This window comes from Brevundimonas sp. SORGH_AS_0993, from assembly GCF_030818545.1.
In the GTDB taxonomy this organism is placed as follows: Bacteria; Pseudomonadota; Alphaproteobacteria; order Caulobacterales; family Caulobacteraceae; genus Brevundimonas.
This window is the reverse complement of record NZ_JAUTAH010000001.1, coordinates 1,659,393-1,680,131: the sequence shown is the minus strand read 5'-3', so window position 1 is coordinate 1,680,131 and position 20,739 is coordinate 1,659,393. Positions and strand designations below refer to the sequence as shown.

Sequence of the window (20,739 nt, the reverse complement as noted above, 5' to 3'; positions counted from 1 at the left end):
CGCTGGCGAACGCCTACGCCTGGCCCGACGCGAAGGGACGGTTCGGCCCCTATGGCGGGCAGTTCGTGGCCGAGACCCTGATGCCGCTGATCCACGAACTGGACGCGGCCTATAAGGCGGCCAAGGCGGACCCCAGCTTCCAGGCCGAGCTGGACGGGTTCCTGACCCACTATGTCGGCCGGGAAAGCCCGCTGTATTTCGCCGAACGTCTGACCGACCATTTCGGCGGGGCCAAGATCTGGCTGAAGCGCGAGGACCTGAACCATACGGGCGCGCACAAGATCAACAACTGCATGGGCCAGATCCTGCTAGCCCGTCGCATGGGCAAGACGCGCATCATCGCCGAGACGGGCGCGGGCCAGCACGGCGTGGCCTCGGCCACCGTGGCGGCGCGGTTCGGCCTGCCCTGCACCGTCTATATGGGGGCGGTGGACGTGGAGCGGCAGCAGCCCAACGTCTTCCGCATGCGCCTGTTGGGAACCGAGGTCTTCCCGGTCACGGCGGGCGCCGCGACCCTGAAGGACGCGATGAACGAGGCGATGCGCGACTGGGTCACGAACGTCTCGGACACCTATTACATCATCGGCACGGCGGCGGGTCCGCACCCCTATCCGGCCATGGTGCGCGATTTCCAGTCGGTGATCGGCAAGGAGATCAAGCGCCAGTCGATGGCCCGGATGGGCAAGCTGCCCGAGGCCGTGGTGGCCTGCATCGGCGGCGGGTCGAACGCCATCGGCGCCTTCCACCCCTTCATCGCGGACGAGGGCGTGCGCCTGATCGGCGTGGAGGCGGCGGGGCATGGGCTGGATACGCCCGATCATGCGGCGTCGCTGAAGGGCGGACGGCCCGGCGTGCTGCACGGCAACCGGACCTATCTGCTGCAGGACGAGGACGGCAACATCGTCGAGGGCCATTCGATCTCGGCCGGGCTGGACTATCCCGGCATCGGGCCGGAGCACGCCTGGCTGCACGACATCGGTCGGGCCGAATATCGCTCGGCGACGGATGACGAGGCGCTGGAGGCGTTTCAACTGTGTTCGAAACTGGAAGGCATCATCCCGGCGCTGGAACCGGCCCACGCCCTGGCGCGGACGGGCGAAGTGGCGCGCGAAGTCGGCAAGGGCGGCGATGTGGTCCTGCTGATGTCGGGACGCGGCGACAAGGACATCTTCCAGGTCGCCAAACATCTGGGAGTGGAACTGTGATCCGTAGTCTGCTGGCGGCGACCGCCGCGCTTGCCCTGTCCACCCCTGTCCAAGCTCAGACGCCGGCGCCGGTCGCGCCCCAAACGGTCCAGGGCGGTCCGGCCGATGTCGGCCTGCTGCCGGGCGCGGAGCTATCGGCCGATTGCGGCGGGCTGAACAATCTGGCGGGTCGGGCCTATTGCGTGACCGCGCCGCTGGGCCAGATCGGCGCCTTGGCCGACGCCTATATCGCCGATCTGGAAGCCAAGACCTGGCTGGCGGCCGGCGGCGACGACAACCGCGTCGTTTTCATCAAGCGCCGCGAGGCCGGCGGCTGCGACGGCATGCAGATGGTCGCCTTCTACGACACGACCAAGACCGCCGTGGCCGAACTGCCCGGCTATCTGGGCTTCGCCACCATTCCGGGCGATGTCTGCGCCGCCCAATCGGCCGCCCCGGCCGCTGCTGGATCGACGCCGAAATGACCACCGCCCGTATCGATGCGCGCTTCAAGGCGCTGAAGGCCGAGGGCCGCGCGGCCTTCATTCCCTATGTGATGGGCGGCGATCCGTCGCGCGAGGAGGCGCTGGCGATCCTGAAGGGCCTGCCTGCGGCAGGCGCGGACGTCATCGAACTGGGCTTTCCGTTCAGCGATCCGATGGCCGAGGGGCCGCCGATCCAGCGGGCGGCGATTCGGGGTCTGGCGGCCGGTTTCGGCCTGCGCTCCACGATGGATCTGGCCAAGGAGTTCCGTAAGGGCGACGACGCCACGCCCATCGTGCTGATGGGCTATCTGAACCCGATCGAGAGCCTGGGCTATGACGCCTTCGCCGCCTATGCGGCCGACTGCGGCATCGACGGTCTGATCGTGGTGGACTGCCCGCCGGAAGAGGCCGGGCCGCTGGTTCAGGCGCTGGACAAGGTGTCGATCTCGCTGATCCGCCTGGCCACGCCGACCTCGGACGACGAACGGTTGAAGGTGGTGGTCCAGGGCACGTCGGGCTTCGTCTATTATGTCGCCGTCGCGGGCGTGACGGGGGTGAAGGAGGCGGACGCCGAGGTGGTGGCGCCGGCCGTGGCGCGGGTTCGCGCGGCGTCCGGCCTGCCGGTCGCGGTCGGCTTCGGCATCAAGACGCCGGAAAGGGCCGCCGCCATCGCCAGGGTGGCGGACGCCGTGGTCGTCGGCTCGGCGCTGGTGGAAGAGGTCGCCGCCGCCGTCGCCGCGAACGAGCCGGCCGCGCCGCGCGTTCTGGCCCAGGTGAAGCGGCTGGGCGACGCGGTTCGATCCGTCGCTAGTGCTTCCGTGGCGGAAACCGTCTAAGAGCGCGCGGATGAACGACAAGACCAAGCCTCAGGAAAAGCGCGGCGGCTGGCTCAGCCGCTTTGCCCCCGGCGTGCGAAAGATCGTCTCGCGCCGCGACACGCCCGACAATCTGTGGGTCAAGGACCCCGACAGCGGCGAGATGCTGTATCGCCCGGACCTGGAGACCGCCCTGTGGGTGACGCCGTCGGGCCGGCACATGCGGATCGACGCGCCGACGCGGCTGAAGGCCACCTTCGACGGCGGCGCCTATGAGGCGATCGAGACGCCGGACGTGCCCGAGGACCCGCTGAAATTCTCGGACGGCAAATCCTACAAGGACCGTCTGAACGCGGCGCGCAAGGCGGCGGGGCGCAAGGACACCATGGCCATCGGCTGCGGCGCGGTGGGGGGGCAGCAGGCCGTGGTCGTCGTGCAGGACTTCACCTTCATGGGCGGGTCGCTGGGCATGGCGGCGGGCGAAGCCTTCATCAAGGCCGCGCGCGAGGCCGTGGCCCGCAAGGTTCCGCTGATCTGCTTCACCGCCGCCGGCGGGGCGCGGATGCAGGAAGGCGCCCTGTCCCTGATGCAGATGGCGCGCACCACCCTGGCGGTGGACGAGGTGAAGGCGGCCAAGCTGCCCTACGCCGTGGTCCTGACCGACCCGACGACGGGCGGGGTGACGGCCTCCTACGCCATGCTGGGCGACGTGCATCTGGCCGAGCCAGGCGCCCTGATCGGTTTCGCCGGCCCGCGCGTGATCGAGGCCACCATCCGCGAGAAACTGCCGCCGGGCTTCCAGCGCGCCGAATATCTGCAGGAAAAGGGCATGGTCGACCAGGTGGTCGCGCGCGCCGACCTGCCGCGCATGCTGGGTCAGATCCTGTCCATGCTGATGGGCGGAAACCGCCAGGCGGCCTGACGGCCGTGGACCCTATTTCCGAGCGCCTGCGCGCGCGGCATCCGCAACGGATCGACCTGTCGCTGGATCGCATGCGAACGCTGTGCGCGGCCCTGGGCGATCCGCAGCACCGGCTGCCGCCGGTCGTGCATGTGGCGGGCACCAACGGCAAGGGATCGACCGTCGCCCTGATCCGCGCCATCGCCGAGGCCGCGGGCTTGCGGGTCCATGCCTATACCTCGCCCCATCTGGTGCGGTTCAACGAGCGGATCAGGCTGGCCGGAAAATTGATCGAGGATCAGGCGCTGAACGCCATCCTGGACCGGATCGAGGCCGCCGCTTTCCATTCTGGGGGCGAGGCGACGGTGTTCGAAAGCACCACCGCCGCCGCCTTCGTGGCCATGAGCGAGACCCCTGCCGACCTGGCGGTCATCGAGGTGGGCCTGGGCGGGGTGCTGGACGCCACCAATGTGATCGAGCGGCCGCTGTTGAGCGTGATCGCGCCGGTCGATTACGACCACGCCGAGTTTCTGGGGACCGATCTGGCGGGCATTGCGGCCGAGAAGGCCGGGGTGCTGAAACCCGGCGCGCCGGGGGTGGTCGCGCGGCAGCAGGAGGTCGCCATGGCCGCCATCGCGCGCGCGGGCGCCGCCGTCCATGCGCCCCTGACGGTGATGGGCGTGGACTTCGACGCTTGGGCCGAACGCGGCGGACTGGTGTTCCAGAACCAGGAGCGGTTTCTGGACCTGCCCGCGCCAGGTCTGGCGGGCGCACACCAGATCGACAATGCGGGCGTGGCCATCGCGGCGGCTCTGGAGCTGGACCTGCCGGAGGCCGCCATCGCCGAGGGATTGAAGACCGTGCGCTGGCCTGCGCGGCTGCAACGGATTTCGGCCGGTCCCTATGGCGAGGCGGCACGGGCGGCGGACGCCGAACTGTGGCTGGACGGGGGACATAATCCGCACGCCGCGCGGGCCCTGGCGTCGTTTCTGGCGGAGCGCCAGGCGCGGGCGCCACGTCCGCTGGCCCTGATCTGCGGCATGCTGGCCAACAAGGACGCCGGTGGCTTCTTCGCCGCCCTGAAGGACAGCCAGGCCACGGTCTTCACCGTCGGCTTCGAAGGCGCGGCGGCGGACCCGGCGGCCCTGGCGGCGGTCGCGCGCGGCCACGGCCTGGCCGCGACCCCGGCCGGATCGGTGCAGCAGGCCCTGGACCTGGCCCTGCGGCTCGGGGCGGGACGGGTGGCCATCTGCGGATCGCTGTATCTGGCGGGCCAGGTGCTGGCCGCCGACCGCGCGACCTGGCCGGACTAGAGCCCGATCGTTTTAGACGAAACCGCGCCGCGGTTCCGGCTGAAGCGCCGCGTGCGGAACCGGCAGCGCAGGCTCAAGGCGCCGACCAGCCCTTGACCGAGACAACGGCGGCGCGCGGGTCGGCGTCGAAGCGGAGATAGGCGACGGCGTGGCCGCGGCCGGGCACATAGTCCAGGGTGGCGCTCGCCGTCTGGCCGCCCAGGACGCCCTCGATAGCAACGGCGGCGGCCGTGTCGGCGCCATCGTTCTGTACACGGATGGTCGTCACGAATCCGGCGGCGGTCGGCTGAACCTGAACGATGCGGGCGGACAGGGCCGGCGGGGCGGCGGGTTGCAGCGCCTCTCCGATCACCACGGCGACGACCGCCAGGGTGACGCCGGCGCCCAGGGCGGCCATGACCCACTGAAGGATGGGGCGAGCCGTGCGAGGATCGGCTTTATTGTGGGGTCTTGTCCTGGCGGGCATGGGCGTCAGACCAGAAGACGGGCGGCGGCGGCGCCGACCGAGGCGGGAAAGCCCAGGACCACGACCGTCTGCACGACCCCGCTCAGGGCGTGGCCGTCGGTGCGGCCGAACAGGGCCAGGGCCAGAAAACTGACCGTCAGCGCGATGGCGTAGCCGGGCAGGGTGAAGTGGAAGAAGGCGGCGACGGGGTGGTCGGCCTCTTCCTGACCGGCGAACCCGGCCTTGAACACGATCAGATGCAGAAGGCCGATGGAGACGGCGATCAGGGCCAGCGCGTGCAGCGGCGTGGCCTTGTAGGCGATCAGGATCATCTCCTCGGTCGGGGCGACGTTCAGGGCGAAGAACAGGGCGCCGGCGGTCATCAGGAACAGCTCCCCGACATAGGAAGCCTCGTCTTCCTGGGTTTCGCCGGCCGCCTCGCCGCTGAGCTGGCGTCGGGCCAGAAGGGCGCCCATGGCGCCGGGTACGGCCTGAAGGGCGACCATGCCGACCGTCTTGTCCAGCGGCGCCGTCAGATCCAGCACGCCGAACAGAAACAGAAGCACAAGGGCGGCGACGAAGCCGACGGCCAGGGCCACGGCCGTGTCCAGCGCCTCGTTCACCGGGCCGCGCCGGTTCGAGAAGCCGGCGTAATAGGCCAGGCCGTACAGCAGGGGCAGGCCCGCCAGGACGAAGGCCAGGAGACGCCACCGATCCAGCGCCACGCCCGCCTGCCACATCTCCATCGTCATCAGCAGGGGGATGCCGAAGATCAGCGCCCCGCCGAAGGCCCGGCCCAGATCGCGGACATAGCCGCGTTCCTTCCCCAGATCGACAAGCGGCGCGGCGGCGGTCATGGCGCCTGAACGCCCCAGGGACGGTTCCGCTCCGGATGCGGGTCGTGTTCGGGCCGCGCCCCGGAACGATGACAAGAACGATGACAAGAGCGCTTGCCCGAGGCGGTCGGGCTGCCTAAGCCAAGGCGGGTGTCTATTCAGTCCGTCATCATCGACTGCGACCCCGGCGTGGACGACGCCGTGGCCCTGCTGCTGGCCTTCGCCGCGCCCGCGTTGAACCTGCTGGCCGTCACCACGGTCGGGGGCAACGTTCCGGGGGCCAAGACCCAGAGGAACGCCCGCATCATCCGCCAGATCGCCGGGCGCGAGGACGTGCCGGTGTTCGGCGGGGCCGAACGGCCGCTGAAGCGACCGCCTGCGGGCGCCGGAGCGTTTCACGGGGTCGAGGGTCTGGGCGACCTCGAGCCGTTCGAGCCGACGGCCATCGTCGGCGACGGGCCGGCGGCCAACGCCATCGTCGATCTGGTCATGAGCCGGCCGGAAGGGACGGTCACGGTCGTGATCCTGGGGCCGATGACCAATCTGGCCCTGGCGATGCGGCGCGAACGGCGGCTGGCCGAACGGCTGGGCCAGGTGGTCGTGATGGGCGGCGCGCGGTCGGAAGGCGGCAACATCACGCCGTCCGCCGAGTTCAACATATGGGCCGATCCCGAGGCGGCTGCGGCGGTTTTCGGTTCCGGCTGTCCGGTGATCGCCTTCGGGCTGGACGCGACCCATCAGGTGCGCGCGACCGAGGCGCGCATCGCCGCCGTCGAGGCGATCAACAGCGAACCGGCGCGGACGGCCGCGGCCATGCTGCGTTTCTCCCAGCGGGTGGAGCGGGAAGTGGTCGGCTGGCCCACGTTCGATTGGGGGGCGCCCCTGCACGATCCCTGTCCCATCGCCTGGTTGCTGAAGCCCGAACTGTTCGAGACCCGGCCCTGCCGGATCGAGGTGGAGACGACCTCGGAGCTGACGCGCGGCCATACAGCGGTGGAGTTCCGGGTCGATCCGGCGACGGCGCCGCACCGCTGGGCGACGATGGCGGACGGGCAGGGGATGTTCGACCTGATCATCGACAAGCTGAAGCATCAGGCGCTGGAGGGCGAGGCATGAGGATCACCGTCGTCGGTTCGATCAATCTGGATCTGGTCGCCACCGCCCCGCAACTGCCCGCGCCGGGCGAGACGGTGACGGGGGCGACCCTGGCGCGGCATCCGGGCGGCAAGGGCGCCAATCAGGCCCATGCCCTCAAGAAATTGGCGGCCGAGAAGCGGGGCGCCGAGGTCTGTCTGATCGGCCGGGTCGGGAACGATGCGATGGCGGGCGAGGCCCTGGCCCTGATGGAGGACCTGGGCGTCGACCTGGCTGGGGTGGAGGTCGATGTGGCGGCGCCGACGGGCGTGGCCCTGATCGCCGTCGATCCGACCGGCGAGAACCAGATCGTGGTGGCGGCCGGGGCCAATCATCTGGTGACGCCCGAACAGCTGCCGCAGCGGATCGAGGGCGCCCTGATCGTCCAGCTGGAACTGCCGGTCGAGACGGTGGAGGCGGCGGTGGGCCGGGCGACGGGCTTCGTCTGCGCCAACCTGGCGCCCGCCGCCCCGGTGTCGGAGGCCCTGCTGCGCCGCGCCGACCTGATCGTCGTCAACGAGACCGAGGCCGAGTTCTATGGCGACGGCCTGCATCGGGGCGGCGGCCGGGTGGTGGTGACGAAGGGGGCAAAGGGGGCGACCCTGTATCAGCGCGGCGTGGAGACGGCCTGGGCCGCACCGCCCGCCGTCGAGGCGGTGGACGCCACGGGGGCCGGGGACGTCTTCGTCGCGGCCATCACCGTGGCCCTGCTGGAAGGGATGGCGCCGGCCGAGGCGCTGAGGTTCGCCTGCGCGGCGGGGGCCTTTTCGGTCACGCGGCCGGGCGCGCAGCCCTCGGCCCCCGAGCGGCGTCAGGTGGAGGGATTGCTGGCCGAGTAAGGCTTCGCCTCGTCCGTTCATTCCGCTTTCGCGGAGATGAGCGGAAAGACATGCGTTCAGCCGCGACATGACACTGTCACGCCGAAACGGGTTGGCACGGGCGTGCGGGCGAGGTTAGGTCTGGCCCAGGGTTTTGCGGGGTGTCCAGACGATGACGATGCGGAAACGTGGCGCCGGGCTTGTGCTGACGACGGTGTTGCTGAGCGGCGTGGCGCAAGCGGCTCTGGCTCAAAGTACGGCCGCCCCCCTTGCGGGGGGCCAAAGCGCGGCGCCGTCGGCGTCGGGGCCGGTGGTCTATCAGCAGCCGCCGCAGCCGATCGCGGACATCCTGGACGCCAAGCCGACGCCGTCGTCGATGCTGAGCCCGGATCGCAAGACGCTGGTGCTGATGGACAGGTCGAACCTGCCCGGCATCAAGGCGCTGGCCGAGCCGATGCTGCGGCTGGCGGGGACGCGGATCAATCCCCGGAACAACGGACCGGCCGAGAGCCGGGTGTCCTGGCTGACGGGGTTGAGCCTGCAGGCGGTGGACGGGGGGCGGCCTCGCGTCGTCGCCCTGCCCAGCGGCGCGCGGTTCACGGCCCCGCGCTTTTCGCCGGACGCCAGGTCGCTGGCCTTCGTGCTGGACCGGCCGACGGGGCTGGAGCTGTGGGTCGTGGACGTGGCCTCGGCGCGGGCGAGGAAGCTGACCGATCCGGTGGTCAATATGACGGGCGGGTCGGGGTATGAATGGCTGCCCGACAGTTCGGGCCTGCTGGTCGAGGCGGTGCCTGCCGGACGCGGGCCGGCGCCCGACGTGACGACGGCGCCGACGGGGCCGAACATCGAGGAGACGGCCGGACGCGCGGCGCCGGTTCGGACTTATCAGGACCTGCTGTCGAACCCGGGCGACGAGGCCCTGTTCGATCACTATTTCACCAGCCAGCTGACCCTGGTTCCGCTGAATGGCCGTGCGCGGACGATCGGGGCGCCGGCCGTCTATCTGGACGCCTCGGTCTCGCCGGACGGCAAATATATCCTGCATGAGATCGCCAAGCGGCCCTATTCCTATGCGGTGCCGGACGACCTGTTCCCAACCGACATCCGGGTGACGGACCTGAACGGGCGGGTGGTGAAGACGGTGGCCGATCTGCCGCTGAGGGACGACGTGCCGACCGCCTTCGACGCCGTGGCGCCGGGGCCGCGCTCGGTCGGCTGGCGCGCCGATGCGCCGGCGACCCTGACCTGGGTGGAGGCGCTGGACGGCGGCGACATCCGCAAGGCGGCCGAGTTCCGCGACCGGGTCTTCATGCAGGCGGCCCCGTTCACGAGCGAGCCGGTCACGCTGATCGACCTGAAGGAACGGTTCGGCGGCGTCCAGTGGGGCAAGGACGACCTGGCCATCGTCAACAGCCGCTGGTTCAACACCCGGCACGAGACGCGGTTCGTGGTCGATCCGTCCAACCCCGGTCAGGGGCGGGTGCTGCTGGAGCGGAACTATCAGGCCCGCTACGACAATCCGGGCCAGCCGGTGATGCAGCCCAATGCGGCGGGCCGGTCGGTGATGCGCTTCACCCCTGATGGCAAAATCCTGATGCAGGGGGCCGGCGCCACGCCGCAGGGCGAGTTCCCCTTCCTGGCCGCCCTGGACCCGGCGACGGGACAGAGCCAGCGCCTGTGGACCTCGGCCAATACGGACTATGAGTTCGTGGTCGGTTTCCTGGACGCGGACGGCAAGCGGGTGGTGACGCAGCGCGAGACGCGGCTGGATCCGCCCAACCTGCAGATCCGCGACCTGATCACGGGCCAGACCACGGCCTTGACCAACTTCCCCGATCCGGCGCCGCAACTGGCCGGGGCGACGCGCCAGCTTGTGACCTATGAGCGGGCGGACGGGGTCAAGCTGTCGGGGACGCTGTATCTGCCCGCCGGCTACGACAAGGACCGCGACGGGCCGTTGCCGATGCTGATGTGGGCCTATCCGGCCGAGTTCACCGATGCGGCGGTGGCGGGCCAGACGGTGGACGTGCAGAACCGCTTCGTGCGGCCGGGCGGGTCCAGCCATCTGTTTCTGCTGACGCAAGGCTATGCGATCTTTGACAACCCCTCCATGCCCATCATCGGCAAGGACGGGGCCGAGCCGAACGACACCTATGTTCAGCAACTGACGGCCGACGCCCAGGCCGCCGTGGACGCGGTGGTGCGGATGGGGGTGGCGGACCGTGACCGGATCGCCGTCGGGGGCCACAGCTACGGCGCCTTCATGACCGCGAACCTCTTGGTCCACACCGATCTGTTCCGGACGGGGATCGCACGGTCGGGCGCCTATAACCGGACGCTGACGCCGTTCGGCTTCCAGTCCGAGCAGCGCAACTATTGGGAGGCGACCGAGGTGTATACTCAGATGTCGCCCTTCACCTATGCGGACAAGCTGAACGAGCCGATCCTGCTGATCCACGGCGAGGCGGACGACAACTCCGGCACCTTCCCGATCCAGTCCGAACGGTTCTATGCGGCGCTGAAGGGGCTGGGGGCCACGGCCCGCTACGTCACCCTGCCGCTGGAGGCGCATGGATACCGGGCGCGGGAATCGGTGGGCCATACGCTGTGGGAAATGACCCGCTGGCTGGACCAGTATGTGAAGAACGCGCCGCCGAGGCCGGCGGCGAATTGAGGCGCCTGAGCGGTGCGGACCTTCAAAGGCGTGCATCACGACGGGACCGGAGGCGGATCCTCGGCCCGGCGACAGGCGCTTGACGCAACGTCGGCGAAAACCCGAGCGGCGGGAGCCGACGCCGAAGACGGATCGCCCCTCTATTGCCGATTCATATAGGCCTTGGCCTCGTCGGAGAGGTCGATGCGGTAGGCGGAGGATCGGTCGGCGGCGGACATCTGGTCGTTGAACCGTTCGGCCCAGGCCTTGACCGCCTCGGGGTCGCCCTGGTTCACCTTGTCGAAGCTGTCGGCGGCCTCCAGCAGAAGTTGGAGGGCGGCGCTGGCCTTGCCGGTCGGCTTGCCGTCGAAACCCAGTTCGCCGCTCGCCCGCGCGTCTTCCAGGCCCTTCTGCATTTTCATCATGGCTTCGGTCTTCGCGCGCCACACTTCGGGCGTCGAACTGCCTGCCGACGCAAACATGATCTTCTCGTCCTCAGAGAGCCGATCAAAGGCATTCAGGAGCGCCTGAAGTCTTTCTGACGATGGCCGAGCGTCATCGACAGAACTCGAATAACTCATCTCGAATACCTCATGACGAAGGGAGGTGCTTTGGGACAGAAAAGAAGATGAGCTTATGCCCTTGGTCGCATAATCTTTTGTTGCTTGGTTTGCGGTAAAGAGATTTTTCGATGTCTTGCGATATTCAGCCAAAGCGGCCGCTTTGTCCGCCACACTGACCGCTCCGCTTTCGTCATTGAGCGTATCGATGATCGCCTTGAATTTGGGATCGACGTCCCCCCGCTCGGTCGCACCCGCCGAGCCCAGCGATGCCGCAGACGGGCCGGTGGAGACGTTTGTGACGTTGGACATTTAGCACCTGTTCGAAAGGATTCGGCCGAAATCGGAAGTCGCTTCATTCGAAAACCCATAGTTGCGATTCGAATGCTAAGGGGTGATGACGAGCGGGCCGGTTTATTTTGGATCACGCGAGAGTTGATCGGAGACTCGCGCTTGGGGTGTGGGGCAAGGTCGTGCTCGGCGGTCGCTATCGCGTCTTTCAAATCACCCGCCGCCAAGGGAACATCACGATGAAATCCACCCTAATGTTCGTCGGCGCTGCGGCGTCCGCCGTCCTGTTTGTCTCCGCAGGATCGGCTTCAGCCGGAACCTTGACGGCGACGTTCAAGAATATGTCGAGCGACGAGCAATCGGTTACGACGTCGAATTACAACGTTAGTTACCCGGACAGCCCAATCTCTGCTGGAGACACTGGATACGGCGCCCATCAGAATACTAGTTCAAATCCGAACTTAACCGCCAACGCGACATATCAAGGCACCACCACGAGACTCGGCTGCTTTTTCACCGCCCAGGCCGTCTATAACTCTCAGAGAAAGCGTTACACCTTCTCCAGCAACGCCCAGTCTCGCGGCGCCAGCGGGGGCACGACGGCGACCTGCACCTCGCAGATCACCAGTTCGAACTCGACCACGGGCGATTTCAGCGTCACCTATACGATCTCGGGCTTCTGATTCCGGTGCGGGCGCATCGACGGGGCGCGACCTGCGCCCCGTCGATGTCGTTCGGCGCCCTGCTTGCCGGGTTGATGTCTTCGATGGTTCCGTCGATCCCGACCGTCCTGGCGGTCGTCCTTTCGGGTGCGCCGCCCCAGGCGCAGGCGGATGCGCCGCCGGTCGTCGTTCTGGACGACGTGGAGGTGTCGGCGCGTCGCGGCGGCGCCCTGGCCGCGCCCGAGCGGGCGTATGACCCCGCCGCCATCGACGCCCTGGCCGCCCAGGACATCGCCGAGGTCGTCGGGCGCGTTTCCGAACGCCTGGGCGAGCGCGAACCGCCGGTTCTGGTCATCAACGGCCGCAAGGTGGCCGACCCTTCGATCTTCACCCGCTTTCCGCCCGAGGCGCTGGCCCGGCTGGAGGTTCTGCCCCGCGGCGCGGCCGGCCTCTATGGCGAAGACACGGGACGGCGGGTGTTGAACCTGGTGCTGGAGCGGCGGTTCAAGACGACGACGGGCCAGGTCGAGGCGGGCGGACCGACCGATCCGGGAAGCCTGCGCCTTCAGGCCCAGGGGCGCTATGCGGCCCTGGCCGACCAGTCGGCCCTGACGGCCGGAATCGACGTGAGTTCGACGACGGCCCTGAGGGTCCGCGAGCGCGAGGGATACACCCTGCGCACGCCGGGCGACGATCTGGTCACGCTGCTGCCCGGCGCACGCGGCGCCGCCCTGAACCTGGCGGCCATACGCCCGGTCGGCGCCTGGTCGTCCAGTTTCCGCGCCGATCTGCGCCAGGCGGAAACCACCTCCGTCACGGTCCTGAACCAGGACGTCGTGCGATACGGCGCGCGGACGAACACCGTGGCCGCCGCCCTGGGTCTGTCGGGAGAGGTCGGCGGCTGGAATACGCAACTGATGCTGAAACTGGACGTGGCCGCGTCCAGACAGACCGGCCTTTCCGAAACGCGACAGACGCTCCGATCGATCGACGCAAGCGGATCGGCCAGCCGAATCCTCCTGACCCTGCCCGGCGGCGACCTGCGCGCCAATCTGACCCTGTCCGCGACCGAGGCGGGAAGAAGCGGCGAGGGCGGATCGTCGGAACCGGCGGGCGCGGCGGGCACGGAGACCTGGACCGCCCGAATGACCGGCGGCGTGACCATTCCCCTGACCCGAAGGATCGCGCCGGAAGAGGAGGGGCCGTTCGGCCTGGGCGAGACCAGCCTCTCGCTGGGCGGCGCCGTCGGCGGCGGCCAGGCGCTGAACGCCGCGCTGGCGTGGTCGCCGCTGGATCGTCTTCGCTTCGAGGCGCGGCTGAAGACGGATCGCCAACCGCCCTCCGTGCAGCAGCGATACGCGCCCGTCGTCTATGGCGAACCCGTGACCGTCTTCGACCTGGCGCGAGGCGAAGCCGTCCAGGTCGTTCCGATTCGCGGAGGCGATCCCGCGCTGCGAGACGTCGAGACCCGGTCGGTGATTCTGGAACTGAGCGCAGGCCCCTATATGGCGAGCGGCGTCCTTCTGGGGCTGGTCTATGACCAAACGACGGGCGAGGACGGCGTCACCGTGCTGACGACGCCCACACCGGCGCTGGAGGCGGCCTATCCCGACCGCTTCATCCGCGATGCGGAAGGGCGTCTGACGATGATCGATCAGCGCCCGTGCAACCTGTCCGCCAGCGACACCCGCACCTTGACGCTCAATCTGAACGCGGCCTTGCCGCTGGCGACGGACGCCGCCGGAGAAACCCAGTGGATCGGCCTGAACCTGAACGCCGTGCGTCGATTGCGCGACCGGGCCGATCTCGGCGACGGCATGACGCGGATCGATACTCTGGCCGGCGGCGGCCAGCCCCGGTGGGAGGGCGCCCTCTTTCTGGACACCAGCAGGGGGCGGTGGATCGGGAGCGTTTCGGCCAAATGGCGGTCCGCCTATCGCCTTCGTCTCGCGCAAGGGGACGCTCCCGGTGACATCCTGATCCGGGGCCTGACGACGTTCAGCCTGCGCGGCGCCTTCACCCTGTCCAGCCGTCGGGCGCAAGACTCGGAACAGGCCGGGCGCCGGGCCGGCGGCGGACAGATCGTCCTGGAAATCGAAAACCTGTTCGACGCCCGGCCCGGCGCCCGACGGGCGGACGGCCGGCCGGTGCCGGGATACGGCCGCGATGATCGCGACCCGCTGGGCCGGACCGTCAGGGTCCAACTGTCACGGCGGTTCTGAAGGGCTGCGCTGAGAGCGTTTCACGCTTCGCGCCGGCCATCGCCAGTGCCTTTTGATCGCGGCCATTACCGATAGGCGCTTGACCTAACGTCGTCCAAGCGAGAGCGTCGGCATCGAGAGCGACGGTTCGCGTCGCCGAGGGAGACGACGATGCCGAAACGAGACGAGGGCGCCCTGGCCCACCGCGCGACCTACAAGGCCTTTCACATGGTCTCGACGCGCTGGGCCGACAACGACCAGTACGGGCACATCAACAACGCCAAATTCTACGAGTTCGTCGACTCGGCGGTGAACGCCCACCTGCTGATCGCCGACGCCCTGACGGAGTCCATCGGCCTGGTGGTCGATTCAGGCTGTCGCTACACCTCGTCGCTGAAGTTTCCGGACGTGATCGAGGTGGGGATCAAGGTCGACAAGATCGGCACGTCAAGCGTCACCTACGGCTTCGCCGTCTTCAAGCGCAGCGTCGACGTCCCCGCCGCCATCGGCCATTTCGTGCATGTCTATGTCGACGCCGAGACGCGCCGGCCCAAGCCCCTGCCCGAACGCCTGCGCGCGGTGGTCGAGAACCTGAAGGCGGATTGACGGGCGGGATTGCCACAGGCCCCCGCCAGGGCGAAGAGGGACGCTGGCCTACAACGGAAGCGGGCCGTCGAAGATGGCCTAACGGACGCGGACTGTTTAGTTAGCGCCCAATCATCCTTGCAACGAAAAGAAGCGCATGAGCGACGCAACGCCTGCCCCCGACATCCATGTGACCGATTGCCTGAAGACCGTCAGTCTGGATGGGCGGCTGATCGGGATGGATGTGGACGGCCTGTGCCTGATGCAGATCGACGACTTCGACGAGGTGAAGGGCCGCCCCTGGGCGGAGCTGTGGCCCAGCGAAAGCCGGCATCTGGTTCACGGGGCCGTCGCCCGGGCGGCGGCCGGACGGGTGGCGCGGTTCAACGCCGACTGCCCCACCGCAAAGGGCGTCTTCAAGAGCTGGGAAGTTTCCGTCACGCCGATCCGCAACGCGGAGGGCGAGATCATCGCGCTGCAATCCCTGTCGCAGGACGTGACCCGCCGGGAGCGCGAGCGGCGCGAGAACGCCCTGGTCTCGCGCGAGCTTTCGCACCGGATCAAGAACCTGTTCGCGGTCGTGGACAGCCTGTTGCATCTCTCCGCCCGCCAGCAAGAGGGGGTGGGGCCCTATGTCGAAAGCGTTCGGCAGAGGATCGCCGGGCTGGGGCGCGCCATCGCCTTCATTCATCCGCTGACCCCTTCGGAGGTTCCCGCCGCGCCCCGGACGGTGAAGGGATTGATCGAGGCTCTGGCCGCACCCTATGCGGAGACCGGGGCCGTAATCTCGATCGAGGGCGACGACGCCGAGATCGGGCAGAAGGCGGTGACGGCGCTGGCCATGGTGCTGAACGAGCTTGTCACCAATGCGGTGAAGTACGGCGGCTTGAGCAAGCCCCAGGGGCGGCTGAAGATCATCCTGCTGCGGCATGAGACGAATCTGGTCGTCAGCTGGATCGAGAAGAACGTCCTCGACCCCGACAAGCCGATGACGCCGGGGTTCGGGACCAACCTGCTGGATCGAACCGTGCGCCTGCAACTGCGCGGCGACCTGTCGCGGGACTGGACGTCGAACGGCCTGGTCGTGCGGCTGGACCTTCCTCTCGCATGTCTGGCCGACGACGTTTGACGGCCTTCAGGGCGTTTCCGTCACCAGAAGCGTGGCGTTCGCGCCGGTCGTCCCCAGGACGCCCACCCAGACATCGTAGCGGCCGCTGGCGGGGTTCTGGAAACGCACCTCTGCGTCTCCATCGCCATAACTGTCGTCGTCGCAGGACCAGGCGCCGTCACGACGCCGACAGCGCAGCGGGATCGGGAGGCGGCGTATGGCCTCGGCTATGCGGCGGCGCTCAACCAGGCGGGGTACAGTTCCGTGTCCTCTGCGGATTGCTCGGCGTTCGATTCGGTCGCCCAGGCGGAGGCCCGCAAGGCGTGGCTGCGCGAGCCTGCCGTGGGCGGCGGCGGCTCCGTCAGGACGACGTTCAACACCATTCCGGTGAACTGGACGCCTCCGGTCGATGCTCCCAAGCCGTCTCCCGCCCCGCCCGCCAAGCCTGCCGGGGCGTCGTAGGTCCGCGACCGCGCCGGGGCGAGGCGTCGAGACGCGGGCGCCTTCAGTCGTCCAGGCGGCCGGTCAGGAAGAGGACGCCGACGGCGGTCAGGGCGCCCAGGGCGAAGGCGGTGACGACGGCGCCCGCGGCCACGGCCGTGGGCACGGTGACGGGGCGGGCTTCGTACCATTCGACGATGTCCGCCTCGTGCAGGTCCTCGTCCATATAGCCTTCGGCTTCATAGATGGTGTCGTCGGCGGTCATCACTGGGCTCCGTACTCTGGTTCAGGATCAATACCCGCAAAGCGTCGCGGTTCCACCCCCGCCTCGGCCAACCCCAGAGCGTATCGTGACAGCCCGCCGCGCATGAGCTAGGAGGCGCGCCTCAGGTTTCAGACTCTCGAAGACGATCCCATGGCCGGCCACTCGAAATTCAAGAACATCATGCACCGCAAGGGGCGCGCCGACGCGCAGCGCTCCAAGCTGTTCTCCAAACTGTCGCGCGACATCACCGTCGCCGCCAAGTCGGGCCTGCCCGATCCGGCGGCGAACCCGCGCCTGCGCCTGGCGGTCAACAACGCCAAGGCCGAAAGCCTGCCCAAGGACGTGATCCAGCGCGCCATCAACAAGGCCGCCGGCGGCGACGTCGATACGATGGAAGAGGTCCGCTACGAGGGGCGGGGTCCGGGCGGCGTGGGCATCATCGTCGAGGCCCTGACCGACAACCGCAACCGCGCGGCCTCCAACATCGGCACGGCGTTCAAGAAGAACGGCGGCGCGCTGGGCGAGATGAATTCGGTCGCCTTCATGTGGGACAAGGTCGGCAAGATCACCTATGCCGCCGAAGCCGGTTCGGAAGACGCCGTGATGGAGGCCGCCATCGAGGCTGGCGCCCAGGACGTCGAGAGCGATCTGGTCAAGCCCGACATCTACGAGGACGCGCCGGGCCACACCATCTGGACCGCCTTCGAGGACCTGAACGAGGTGGCCGAGGCCATGTCCAAGGTTCTGGGCGACCCCAAGTCCACCGCCATCGTCTGGAAGCCCCAGTCGGAAGTGCCGGTGACGGGCGAGGCCGTGGGCACCCTGTTCAAACTGCTGGACGCCCTGGACGCCGAGGACGACGTGTCCGCCGTCTATTCCAACGAGGACGTGTCCGACGAGGATGCAGCCAAGTACGCGGGGTGATTTCCGCTGAGCGGGGGCTGTGATACGGTCCCCGCATGACCGTGCACGTGACCATCGCCCTGGACGAGGCCGTCAAGGCCAGGCTGGACGCCGTCGCCTTGGCGGAGGGTCGTCCGTCGGGCGATCTGCTGGTAGAGGCTGCAGAGCGGATCGCGCACGAAGAGGCCGCGTTAGAGGCCGCCATTGCAGAGGGCGAAGCTTCATTGGCCGCCGGCAAGGGCATTCCGCATGAAGAAGTCGTGGCGCGACTGCGAGCCCGGCGGGGGCGATGGACCAACGCCGCTTGAAGCTGCTTTGGGCCCCGGAGGCGTTGCAAGACGTCGAAGAGAGCGTTGCTTATATAGCCCGGGACAGTATCGCTGCGGCCATCGCGGTTGAAGACCGCATACTCGCGGCGGCCGAGGGGTTGCTTGATCTGCCTCACAAGGGACGTGCCCGCTCGGGCGGCTGACGCGAGTTGGTGGTCGCCTCCACATCCTTCAAGCTAATCTATCCTCTTGAGGACAGCGCGGTCGTCGTGGTGCGGGTATGGCATATGAGCCGACGCCCGCTCGCCTGACGACAAGCGAGTCGTTCGCACGGAACCGGGCGGCGGCGTAGGCGTATCGAGGCTTCACCATTACGCCGGAGCGCCTCATGGACATCACCCAGCTGATCCTCGACGACCACGCCGAACAGCGTCGGCTGTTTGCGATCATCGAACAGATCGACCCTGAGGACACGGACGCGCTGACCAAGGTGTGGGGCCGGCTGTCGGCCTTTCTGGATGTCCACGCTGAGGCCGAAGAGCGCTTTTTCTATCCCGAACTGTTGAAACAGGGCGAGGGCGCCAACGACGCGGAGGACGGCACGGTCGAGGGCGAGACCGAGGACGCCATCGAGGATCACAACAAGCTGCGCGACGCGGTCAAGGCCGTGGAGCAGCACGAGGTCGGAACCCAGGCCTGGTTCGACGCGGTGGGCGAGGCGAACGTCGTCAACTCCAAGCACATGGGCGAGGAAGAGCGTCAGGGCCTGACGGATTTCCGCATGAACGCCGATATCGAGACGCGCCACGCCCTGGCGGTCCAATTCGCGGCCTTCGAGGCCGAGCATATCACCGGCGTCAAGCCGGTGAACAAGGACCCCGAGACCTATATCGAAAAGCACGGCTGAGGCGGTCGCTGCGACCACGATGTCGCAGGATCGTCCGCCCAAGGAACATCCGCGCTGGGCTTGTCGTTGAGCGCGGATGAATCTGGGCAGTCTTGAAGGCGCCGTCCTGCCGATCCTCGGCGCGGTGATCGCGGGCGGGGTCATCGGCTTCGAGCGCGAATGGCGGGGCCGGGCGGCGGGTCTTCGCACGCACATATTGGTCAGTCTGGCGTCGGCGCTGCTGATGCTGGCGGCGATGTCGCAGGCGGACTGGGCGTTCCGCGCCTTGCCGGACGAGAATATCGTCACCGACCCGACGCGGATGGCGCACGGCGTCCTGACGGGGATCGGTTTTCTGTGCGCGGGCGTGATCTTCCGCACGGGATTTTCGATCCACGGGCTGACGACGGCTGCGTCGCTGTGGATCACATCCGCGATCGGCATTCTGTTTGGAGCCGGCATGTATGCTCTGGGCGCGGCGGCGACAGGGGTCACGGCGCTGATCCTGATCGGGCTGAAGCTGATCAGCAGCCGGTTGCCGGCGCGGACAGTGGTGGACGCCGAAGTCCGCTGGGAGCGGCGCGACCCCTCGCCCGAGGCGGCCGTCGAGGCGGCGCTGAAAACCGTCGATCCCGATGCGCGCCACGACCTGTTCGAACTGATCGACGACGGGACCCGGGTGCGGCGGACGTGGCGGCTGAGCGCGACGGGCGAGGGACCATTGAAGACCCTGGCCGAGCGGCTTTGCGCCATCCCCGGCGTCGTCGCCTATCGCCTGGACCCGCGCGACGACTGAAACCGTTCATTGCCCGCTAACCCTCTTTGCGGCATGAGGGGAACGGATGGCGAACGAACCGATCAGAATCATCGGCCTGGACCCCGGTCTCAGGCGCACCGGCTGGGGCGTGATCGCGGCCGACGGGGCGCGGCTGCGCTGGATCGCGCACGGGGTGGTGACGCCGCCCGAGACCGCGCCCTTCGCCGAGCGTCTGGTGCATCTGCTGGATCATGTCGGGGCCATCTGCGCCGACCACGGCTGCGAGGAGGCGGCGGTGGAGGAGGTGTTCGTCAATGTGAACCCGTCCTCGACCCTGAAGCTGGGCCATGCGCGGGCGGCGGTGATGCTGGCCCCGGCCAAGGCGGGTCTGACGGTTGCGGAATATTCGCCGAACCTGATCAAGAAGGCGGTGGTGGGCGCAGGCCATGCGGACAAGAGCCAGATCGCCTTCATGATCAAACGTCTGTTGCCGACCGCCGGGGACGTGAAGGCCGATGCGGCGGATGCGCTGGCGGTGGCCATCACCCATGCCCAGCTGCGCAGACGGTCCCTGCTGGAAGCGATGCATCGGGGGGCGGCGTGATCGGGCGTTTGCGCGGCGTGCTGGCCGAGGTCGGAGAGGCGGACTGCCTGATCGACTGCGGCGGCGTGGGCTATGTGGCGTCGTGCGGGGCGCGGACCCTGGGGCGGCTGCCGGCGCCGGGCGACGAGGCGACCCTGCACATCCATTCGCAATGGAGCGAGGACGCGGGGCCGCGCCTGTACGGTTTTCTGACGCGCGACGAGCGGCGGGCGTTCACGAACCTGCTGGCCATCCAGGGCGTGGGGCCCAAGGCGGCCCTGGCGGTGCTGGACGTGCTGCCGCCCGGCGAACTGGCGTCGGCGGTGGCGCGCGAGGACAAGGCGGCGGTGGCGCGCGCCAACGGCGTGGGGCCGAAACTGGCGCTGCGGATCGTGACGGAACTGAAGGGCAAACCGCTGGGCGAGATCGGCTTTGCGCCGACCGCGCCGGGGATGCACGTCGAGATCGCGCCGCCGGTTCCGTCCATCACCGGCGAGGCGGTGTCCGCCCTGCTTGGGTTGGGCGTCGCCGAGGTCAATGCGCGCCGGGCCGTGGATCAGGCGTTGATCCGTTTGGGCGAAGAGGCGGAGCTGTCGGCGGTGATCCGCGCGGCGCTGCAGGAGTTGGGGCGGTGATTCTGGAGT

24 protein-coding genes are annotated in these 20,739 nt (G+C 68.5%); 20 read left to right on the top strand and 4 right to left on the bottom strand.

The features are described from left to right. The first annotated feature begins 2 nt into the window (after nt 1–2). The 5 genes from trpB to QE389_RS08335 are packed head-to-tail and all read left to right on the top strand — an operon-like array spanning nt 3 to nt 4,698. The gene (trpB, locus tag QE389_RS08355; RefSeq protein WP_307368978.1) at nt 3–1,205 is read left to right on the top strand and encodes a tryptophan synthase subunit beta; all 1,203 of its coding nucleotides are present in this window, start codon (nt 3–5) and stop codon (nt 1,203–1,205) included. Continuing rightward, the gene (locus QE389_RS08350; protein WP_307366269.1) at nt 1,202–1,669 is read left to right on the top strand and encodes a hypothetical protein; all 468 of its coding nucleotides are present in this window, start codon (nt 1,202–1,204) and stop codon (nt 1,667–1,669) included. Before trpB ends, QE389_RS08350 begins: the two co-directional genes overlap by 4 nt. Next, complete coding sequence (trpA, locus tag QE389_RS08345; RefSeq protein ID WP_307366267.1) at nt 1,666–2,505, top strand: tryptophan synthase subunit alpha; 840 nt, start codon at nt 1,666–1,668, stop codon at nt 2,503–2,505. Before QE389_RS08350 ends, trpA begins: the two co-directional genes overlap by 4 nt. Nucleotides 2,506–2,515: 10 nt before the next feature. Beyond that, entirely contained in the window at nt 2,516–3,406 is an 891-nt protein-coding gene (gene accD / locus QE389_RS08340; RefSeq protein ID WP_307366265.1) for an acetyl-CoA carboxylase, carboxyltransferase subunit beta, read from the top strand. 5 nt (nt 3,407–3,411) lie between these two features. After that, nucleotides 3,412–4,698, top strand: a complete 1,287-nt coding sequence (locus tag QE389_RS08335) for a folylpolyglutamate synthase/dihydrofolate synthase family protein (protein WP_307366263.1) — start codon at nt 3,412–3,414, stop codon at nt 4,696–4,698. Between the two features lie 73 nt (nt 4,699–4,771). On the opposite strand, the gene QE389_RS08330 is transcribed toward QE389_RS08335, so the two are convergent. Further along, nucleotides 4,772–5,095, bottom strand: coding sequence for a hypothetical protein (locus QE389_RS08330; protein ID WP_307366261.1), 324 nt, complete (start codon nt 5,093–5,095; stop codon nt 4,772–4,774). A 74-nt stretch (nt 5,096–5,169) separates the two neighbouring features. Beyond that, on the bottom strand, nt 5,170–6,000 hold the full coding sequence (locus QE389_RS08325) for a TIGR02587 family membrane protein (RefSeq protein WP_307366259.1): 831 nt from the start codon (nt 5,998–6,000) through the stop codon (nt 5,170–5,172). Between the two features lie 129 nt (nt 6,001–6,129). Here QE389_RS08325 and QE389_RS08320 point away from each other — a divergent pair, with 129 nt between their 5' ends. The 3 genes from QE389_RS08320 (at nt 6,130) to QE389_RS08310 (ending at nt 10,605) form a co-directional block, all read left to right on the top strand. Continuing rightward, nucleotides 6,130–7,095, top strand: a complete 966-nt coding sequence (locus tag QE389_RS08320; RefSeq protein WP_307366257.1) for a nucleoside hydrolase — start codon at nt 6,130–6,132, stop codon at nt 7,093–7,095. Then, complete coding sequence (locus tag QE389_RS08315) at nt 7,092–7,952, top strand: ribokinase (protein ID WP_307366255.1); 861 nt, start codon at nt 7,092–7,094, stop codon at nt 7,950–7,952. Before QE389_RS08320 ends, QE389_RS08315 begins: the two co-directional genes overlap by 4 nt. A 151-nt stretch (nt 7,953–8,103) precedes the next feature. Further along, on the top strand, nt 8,104–10,605 hold the full coding sequence (locus QE389_RS08310; RefSeq protein WP_307366252.1) for a prolyl oligopeptidase family serine peptidase: 2,502 nt from the start codon (nt 8,104–8,106) through the stop codon (nt 10,603–10,605). A 140-nt stretch (nt 10,606–10,745) separates the two neighbouring features. Here QE389_RS08310 and QE389_RS08305 read toward each other — a convergent pair whose 3' ends face one another. After that, nucleotides 10,746–11,456, bottom strand: coding sequence for a hypothetical protein (locus QE389_RS08305; RefSeq protein WP_307366250.1), 711 nt, complete (start codon nt 11,454–11,456; stop codon nt 10,746–10,748). A gap of 146 nt (nt 11,457–11,602) precedes the next feature. Between QE389_RS08305 and QE389_RS08300 the strand changes: the two genes are divergently transcribed. From QE389_RS08300 to QE389_RS08280, 5 genes are all read left to right on the top strand, one after another. Continuing rightward, nucleotides 11,603–12,118: a hypothetical protein gene (locus tag QE389_RS08300; protein WP_307366248.1), complete on the top strand. Its 516-nt coding sequence runs from the start codon at nt 11,603–11,605 to the stop codon at nt 12,116–12,118. An 83-nt stretch (nt 12,119–12,201) separates the two neighbouring features. After that, nucleotides 12,202–14,319: a hypothetical protein gene (locus QE389_RS08295; RefSeq protein ID WP_307366246.1), complete on the top strand. Its 2,118-nt coding sequence runs from the start codon at nt 12,202–12,204 to the stop codon at nt 14,317–14,319. A gap of 150 nt (nt 14,320–14,469) precedes the next feature. Then, nucleotides 14,470–14,904, top strand: a complete 435-nt coding sequence (locus tag QE389_RS08290) for a thioesterase family protein (protein WP_307366244.1) — start codon at nt 14,470–14,472, stop codon at nt 14,902–14,904. A gap of 136 nt (nt 14,905–15,040) precedes the next feature. After that, a complete protein-coding gene (locus tag QE389_RS08285; protein ID WP_307366242.1) occupies nt 15,041–16,012 on the top strand; it encodes a PAS domain-containing protein in 972 nt (323 codons plus the stop codon). Nucleotides 16,013–16,255: 243 nt separating this feature from the next. After that, complete coding sequence (locus QE389_RS08280; protein ID WP_307366240.1) at nt 16,256–16,453, top strand: hypothetical protein; 198 nt, start codon at nt 16,256–16,258, stop codon at nt 16,451–16,453. Nucleotides 16,454–16,496: 43 nt separating this feature from the next. Here the strand turns inward: QE389_RS08280 and QE389_RS08275 are convergent, their stop codons facing one another. Then, on the bottom strand, nt 16,497–16,697 hold the full coding sequence (locus QE389_RS08275) for a hypothetical protein (RefSeq protein WP_292086996.1): 201 nt from the start codon (nt 16,695–16,697) through the stop codon (nt 16,497–16,499). A 150-nt stretch (nt 16,698–16,847) separates the two neighbouring features. On the opposite strand from QE389_RS08275, the gene QE389_RS08270 reads away from it, so the two are divergent. The 7 genes from QE389_RS08270 to ruvA all read left to right on the top strand — a co-directional run bounded on the left by QE389_RS08270 (nt 16,848) and on the right by ruvA (nt 20,730). After that, complete coding sequence (locus tag QE389_RS08270) at nt 16,848–17,621, top strand: YebC/PmpR family DNA-binding transcriptional regulator (RefSeq protein ID WP_307366237.1); 774 nt, start codon at nt 16,848–16,850, stop codon at nt 17,619–17,621. Between the two features lie 35 nt (nt 17,622–17,656). Beyond that, entirely contained in the window at nt 17,657–17,908 is a 252-nt protein-coding gene (locus tag QE389_RS08265) for a hypothetical protein (RefSeq protein ID WP_307366235.1), read from the top strand. Next, entirely contained in the window at nt 17,890–18,072 is a 183-nt protein-coding gene (locus QE389_RS14685; RefSeq protein WP_373458302.1) for a type II toxin-antitoxin system RelE/ParE family toxin, read from the top strand. Before QE389_RS08265 ends, QE389_RS14685 begins: the two co-directional genes overlap by 19 nt. 185 nt (nt 18,073–18,257) lie before the next feature. Next, complete coding sequence (locus QE389_RS08260) at nt 18,258–18,776, top strand: hemerythrin domain-containing protein (protein ID WP_307366233.1); 519 nt, start codon at nt 18,258–18,260, stop codon at nt 18,774–18,776. Nucleotides 18,777–18,852: 76 nt separating this feature from the next. Further along, nucleotides 18,853–19,551, top strand: a complete 699-nt coding sequence (locus tag QE389_RS08255) for an MgtC/SapB family protein (protein ID WP_307366230.1) — start codon at nt 18,853–18,855, stop codon at nt 19,549–19,551. 46 nt (nt 19,552–19,597) lie between these two features. Then, nucleotides 19,598–20,116, top strand: a complete 519-nt coding sequence (ruvC, locus tag QE389_RS08250) for a crossover junction endodeoxyribonuclease RuvC (protein WP_307366228.1) — start codon at nt 19,598–19,600, stop codon at nt 20,114–20,116. After that, the gene (gene ruvA / locus QE389_RS08245; RefSeq protein ID WP_307366226.1) at nt 20,113–20,730 is read left to right on the top strand and encodes a Holliday junction branch migration protein RuvA; all 618 of its coding nucleotides are present in this window, start codon (nt 20,113–20,115) and stop codon (nt 20,728–20,730) included. Before ruvC ends, ruvA begins: the two co-directional genes overlap by 4 nt. Nucleotides 20,731–20,739: the final 9 nt, after the last annotated feature.

What these genes read in the sequence shown, in the direction of transcription:
- trpA (WP_307366267.1), top strand. Translation starts at nt 1,666, where the DNA reads ATGACCACCGCCCGTATCGATGCGCGCTTCAAGGCGCTGAAGGCCGAG.
- accD (WP_307366265.1), top strand. Translation starts at nt 2,516, where the DNA reads ATGAACGACAAGACCAAGCCTCAGGAAAAGCGCGGCGGCTGGCTCAGC.
- QE389_RS08330 (WP_307366261.1), bottom strand. Translation starts at nt 5,095, where the DNA reads ATGGCCGCCCTGGGCGCCGGCGTCACCCTGGCGGTCGTCGCCGTGGTG.
- QE389_RS08325 (WP_307366259.1), bottom strand. Translation starts at nt 6,000, where the DNA reads ATGACCGCCGCCGCGCCGCTTGTCGATCTGGGGAAGGAACGCGGCTAT.
- QE389_RS08315 (WP_307366255.1), top strand. Translation starts at nt 7,092, where the DNA reads ATGAGGATCACCGTCGTCGGTTCGATCAATCTGGATCTGGTCGCCACC.
- QE389_RS08310 (WP_307366252.1), top strand. Translation starts at nt 8,104, where the DNA reads ATGACGATGCGGAAACGTGGCGCCGGGCTTGTGCTGACGACGGTGTTG.
- QE389_RS08305 (WP_307366250.1), bottom strand. Translation starts at nt 11,456, where the DNA reads ATGTCCAACGTCACAAACGTCTCCACCGGCCCGTCTGCGGCATCGCTG.
- QE389_RS08295 (WP_307366246.1), top strand. Translation starts at nt 12,202, where the DNA reads ATGGTTCCGTCGATCCCGACCGTCCTGGCGGTCGTCCTTTCGGGTGCG.
- QE389_RS08290 (WP_307366244.1), top strand. Translation starts at nt 14,470, where the DNA reads ATGCCGAAACGAGACGAGGGCGCCCTGGCCCACCGCGCGACCTACAAG.
- QE389_RS08285 (WP_307366242.1), top strand. Translation starts at nt 15,041, where the DNA reads ATGAGCGACGCAACGCCTGCCCCCGACATCCATGTGACCGATTGCCTG.
- QE389_RS08275 (WP_292086996.1), bottom strand. Translation starts at nt 16,697, where the DNA reads ATGACCGCCGACGACACCATCTATGAAGCCGAAGGCTATATGGACGAG.
- QE389_RS08270 (WP_307366237.1), top strand. Translation starts at nt 16,848, where the DNA reads ATGGCCGGCCACTCGAAATTCAAGAACATCATGCACCGCAAGGGGCGC.
- QE389_RS08265 (WP_307366235.1), top strand. Translation starts at nt 17,657, where the DNA reads ATGACCGTGCACGTGACCATCGCCCTGGACGAGGCCGTCAAGGCCAGG.
- QE389_RS14685 (WP_373458302.1), top strand. Translation starts at nt 17,890, where the DNA reads ATGGACCAACGCCGCTTGAAGCTGCTTTGGGCCCCGGAGGCGTTGCAA.
- QE389_RS08260 (WP_307366233.1), top strand. Translation starts at nt 18,258, where the DNA reads ATGGACATCACCCAGCTGATCCTCGACGACCACGCCGAACAGCGTCGG.
- QE389_RS08255 (WP_307366230.1), top strand. Translation starts at nt 18,853, where the DNA reads ATGAATCTGGGCAGTCTTGAAGGCGCCGTCCTGCCGATCCTCGGCGCG.
- ruvC (WP_307366228.1), top strand. Translation starts at nt 19,598, where the DNA reads ATGGCGAACGAACCGATCAGAATCATCGGCCTGGACCCCGGTCTCAGG.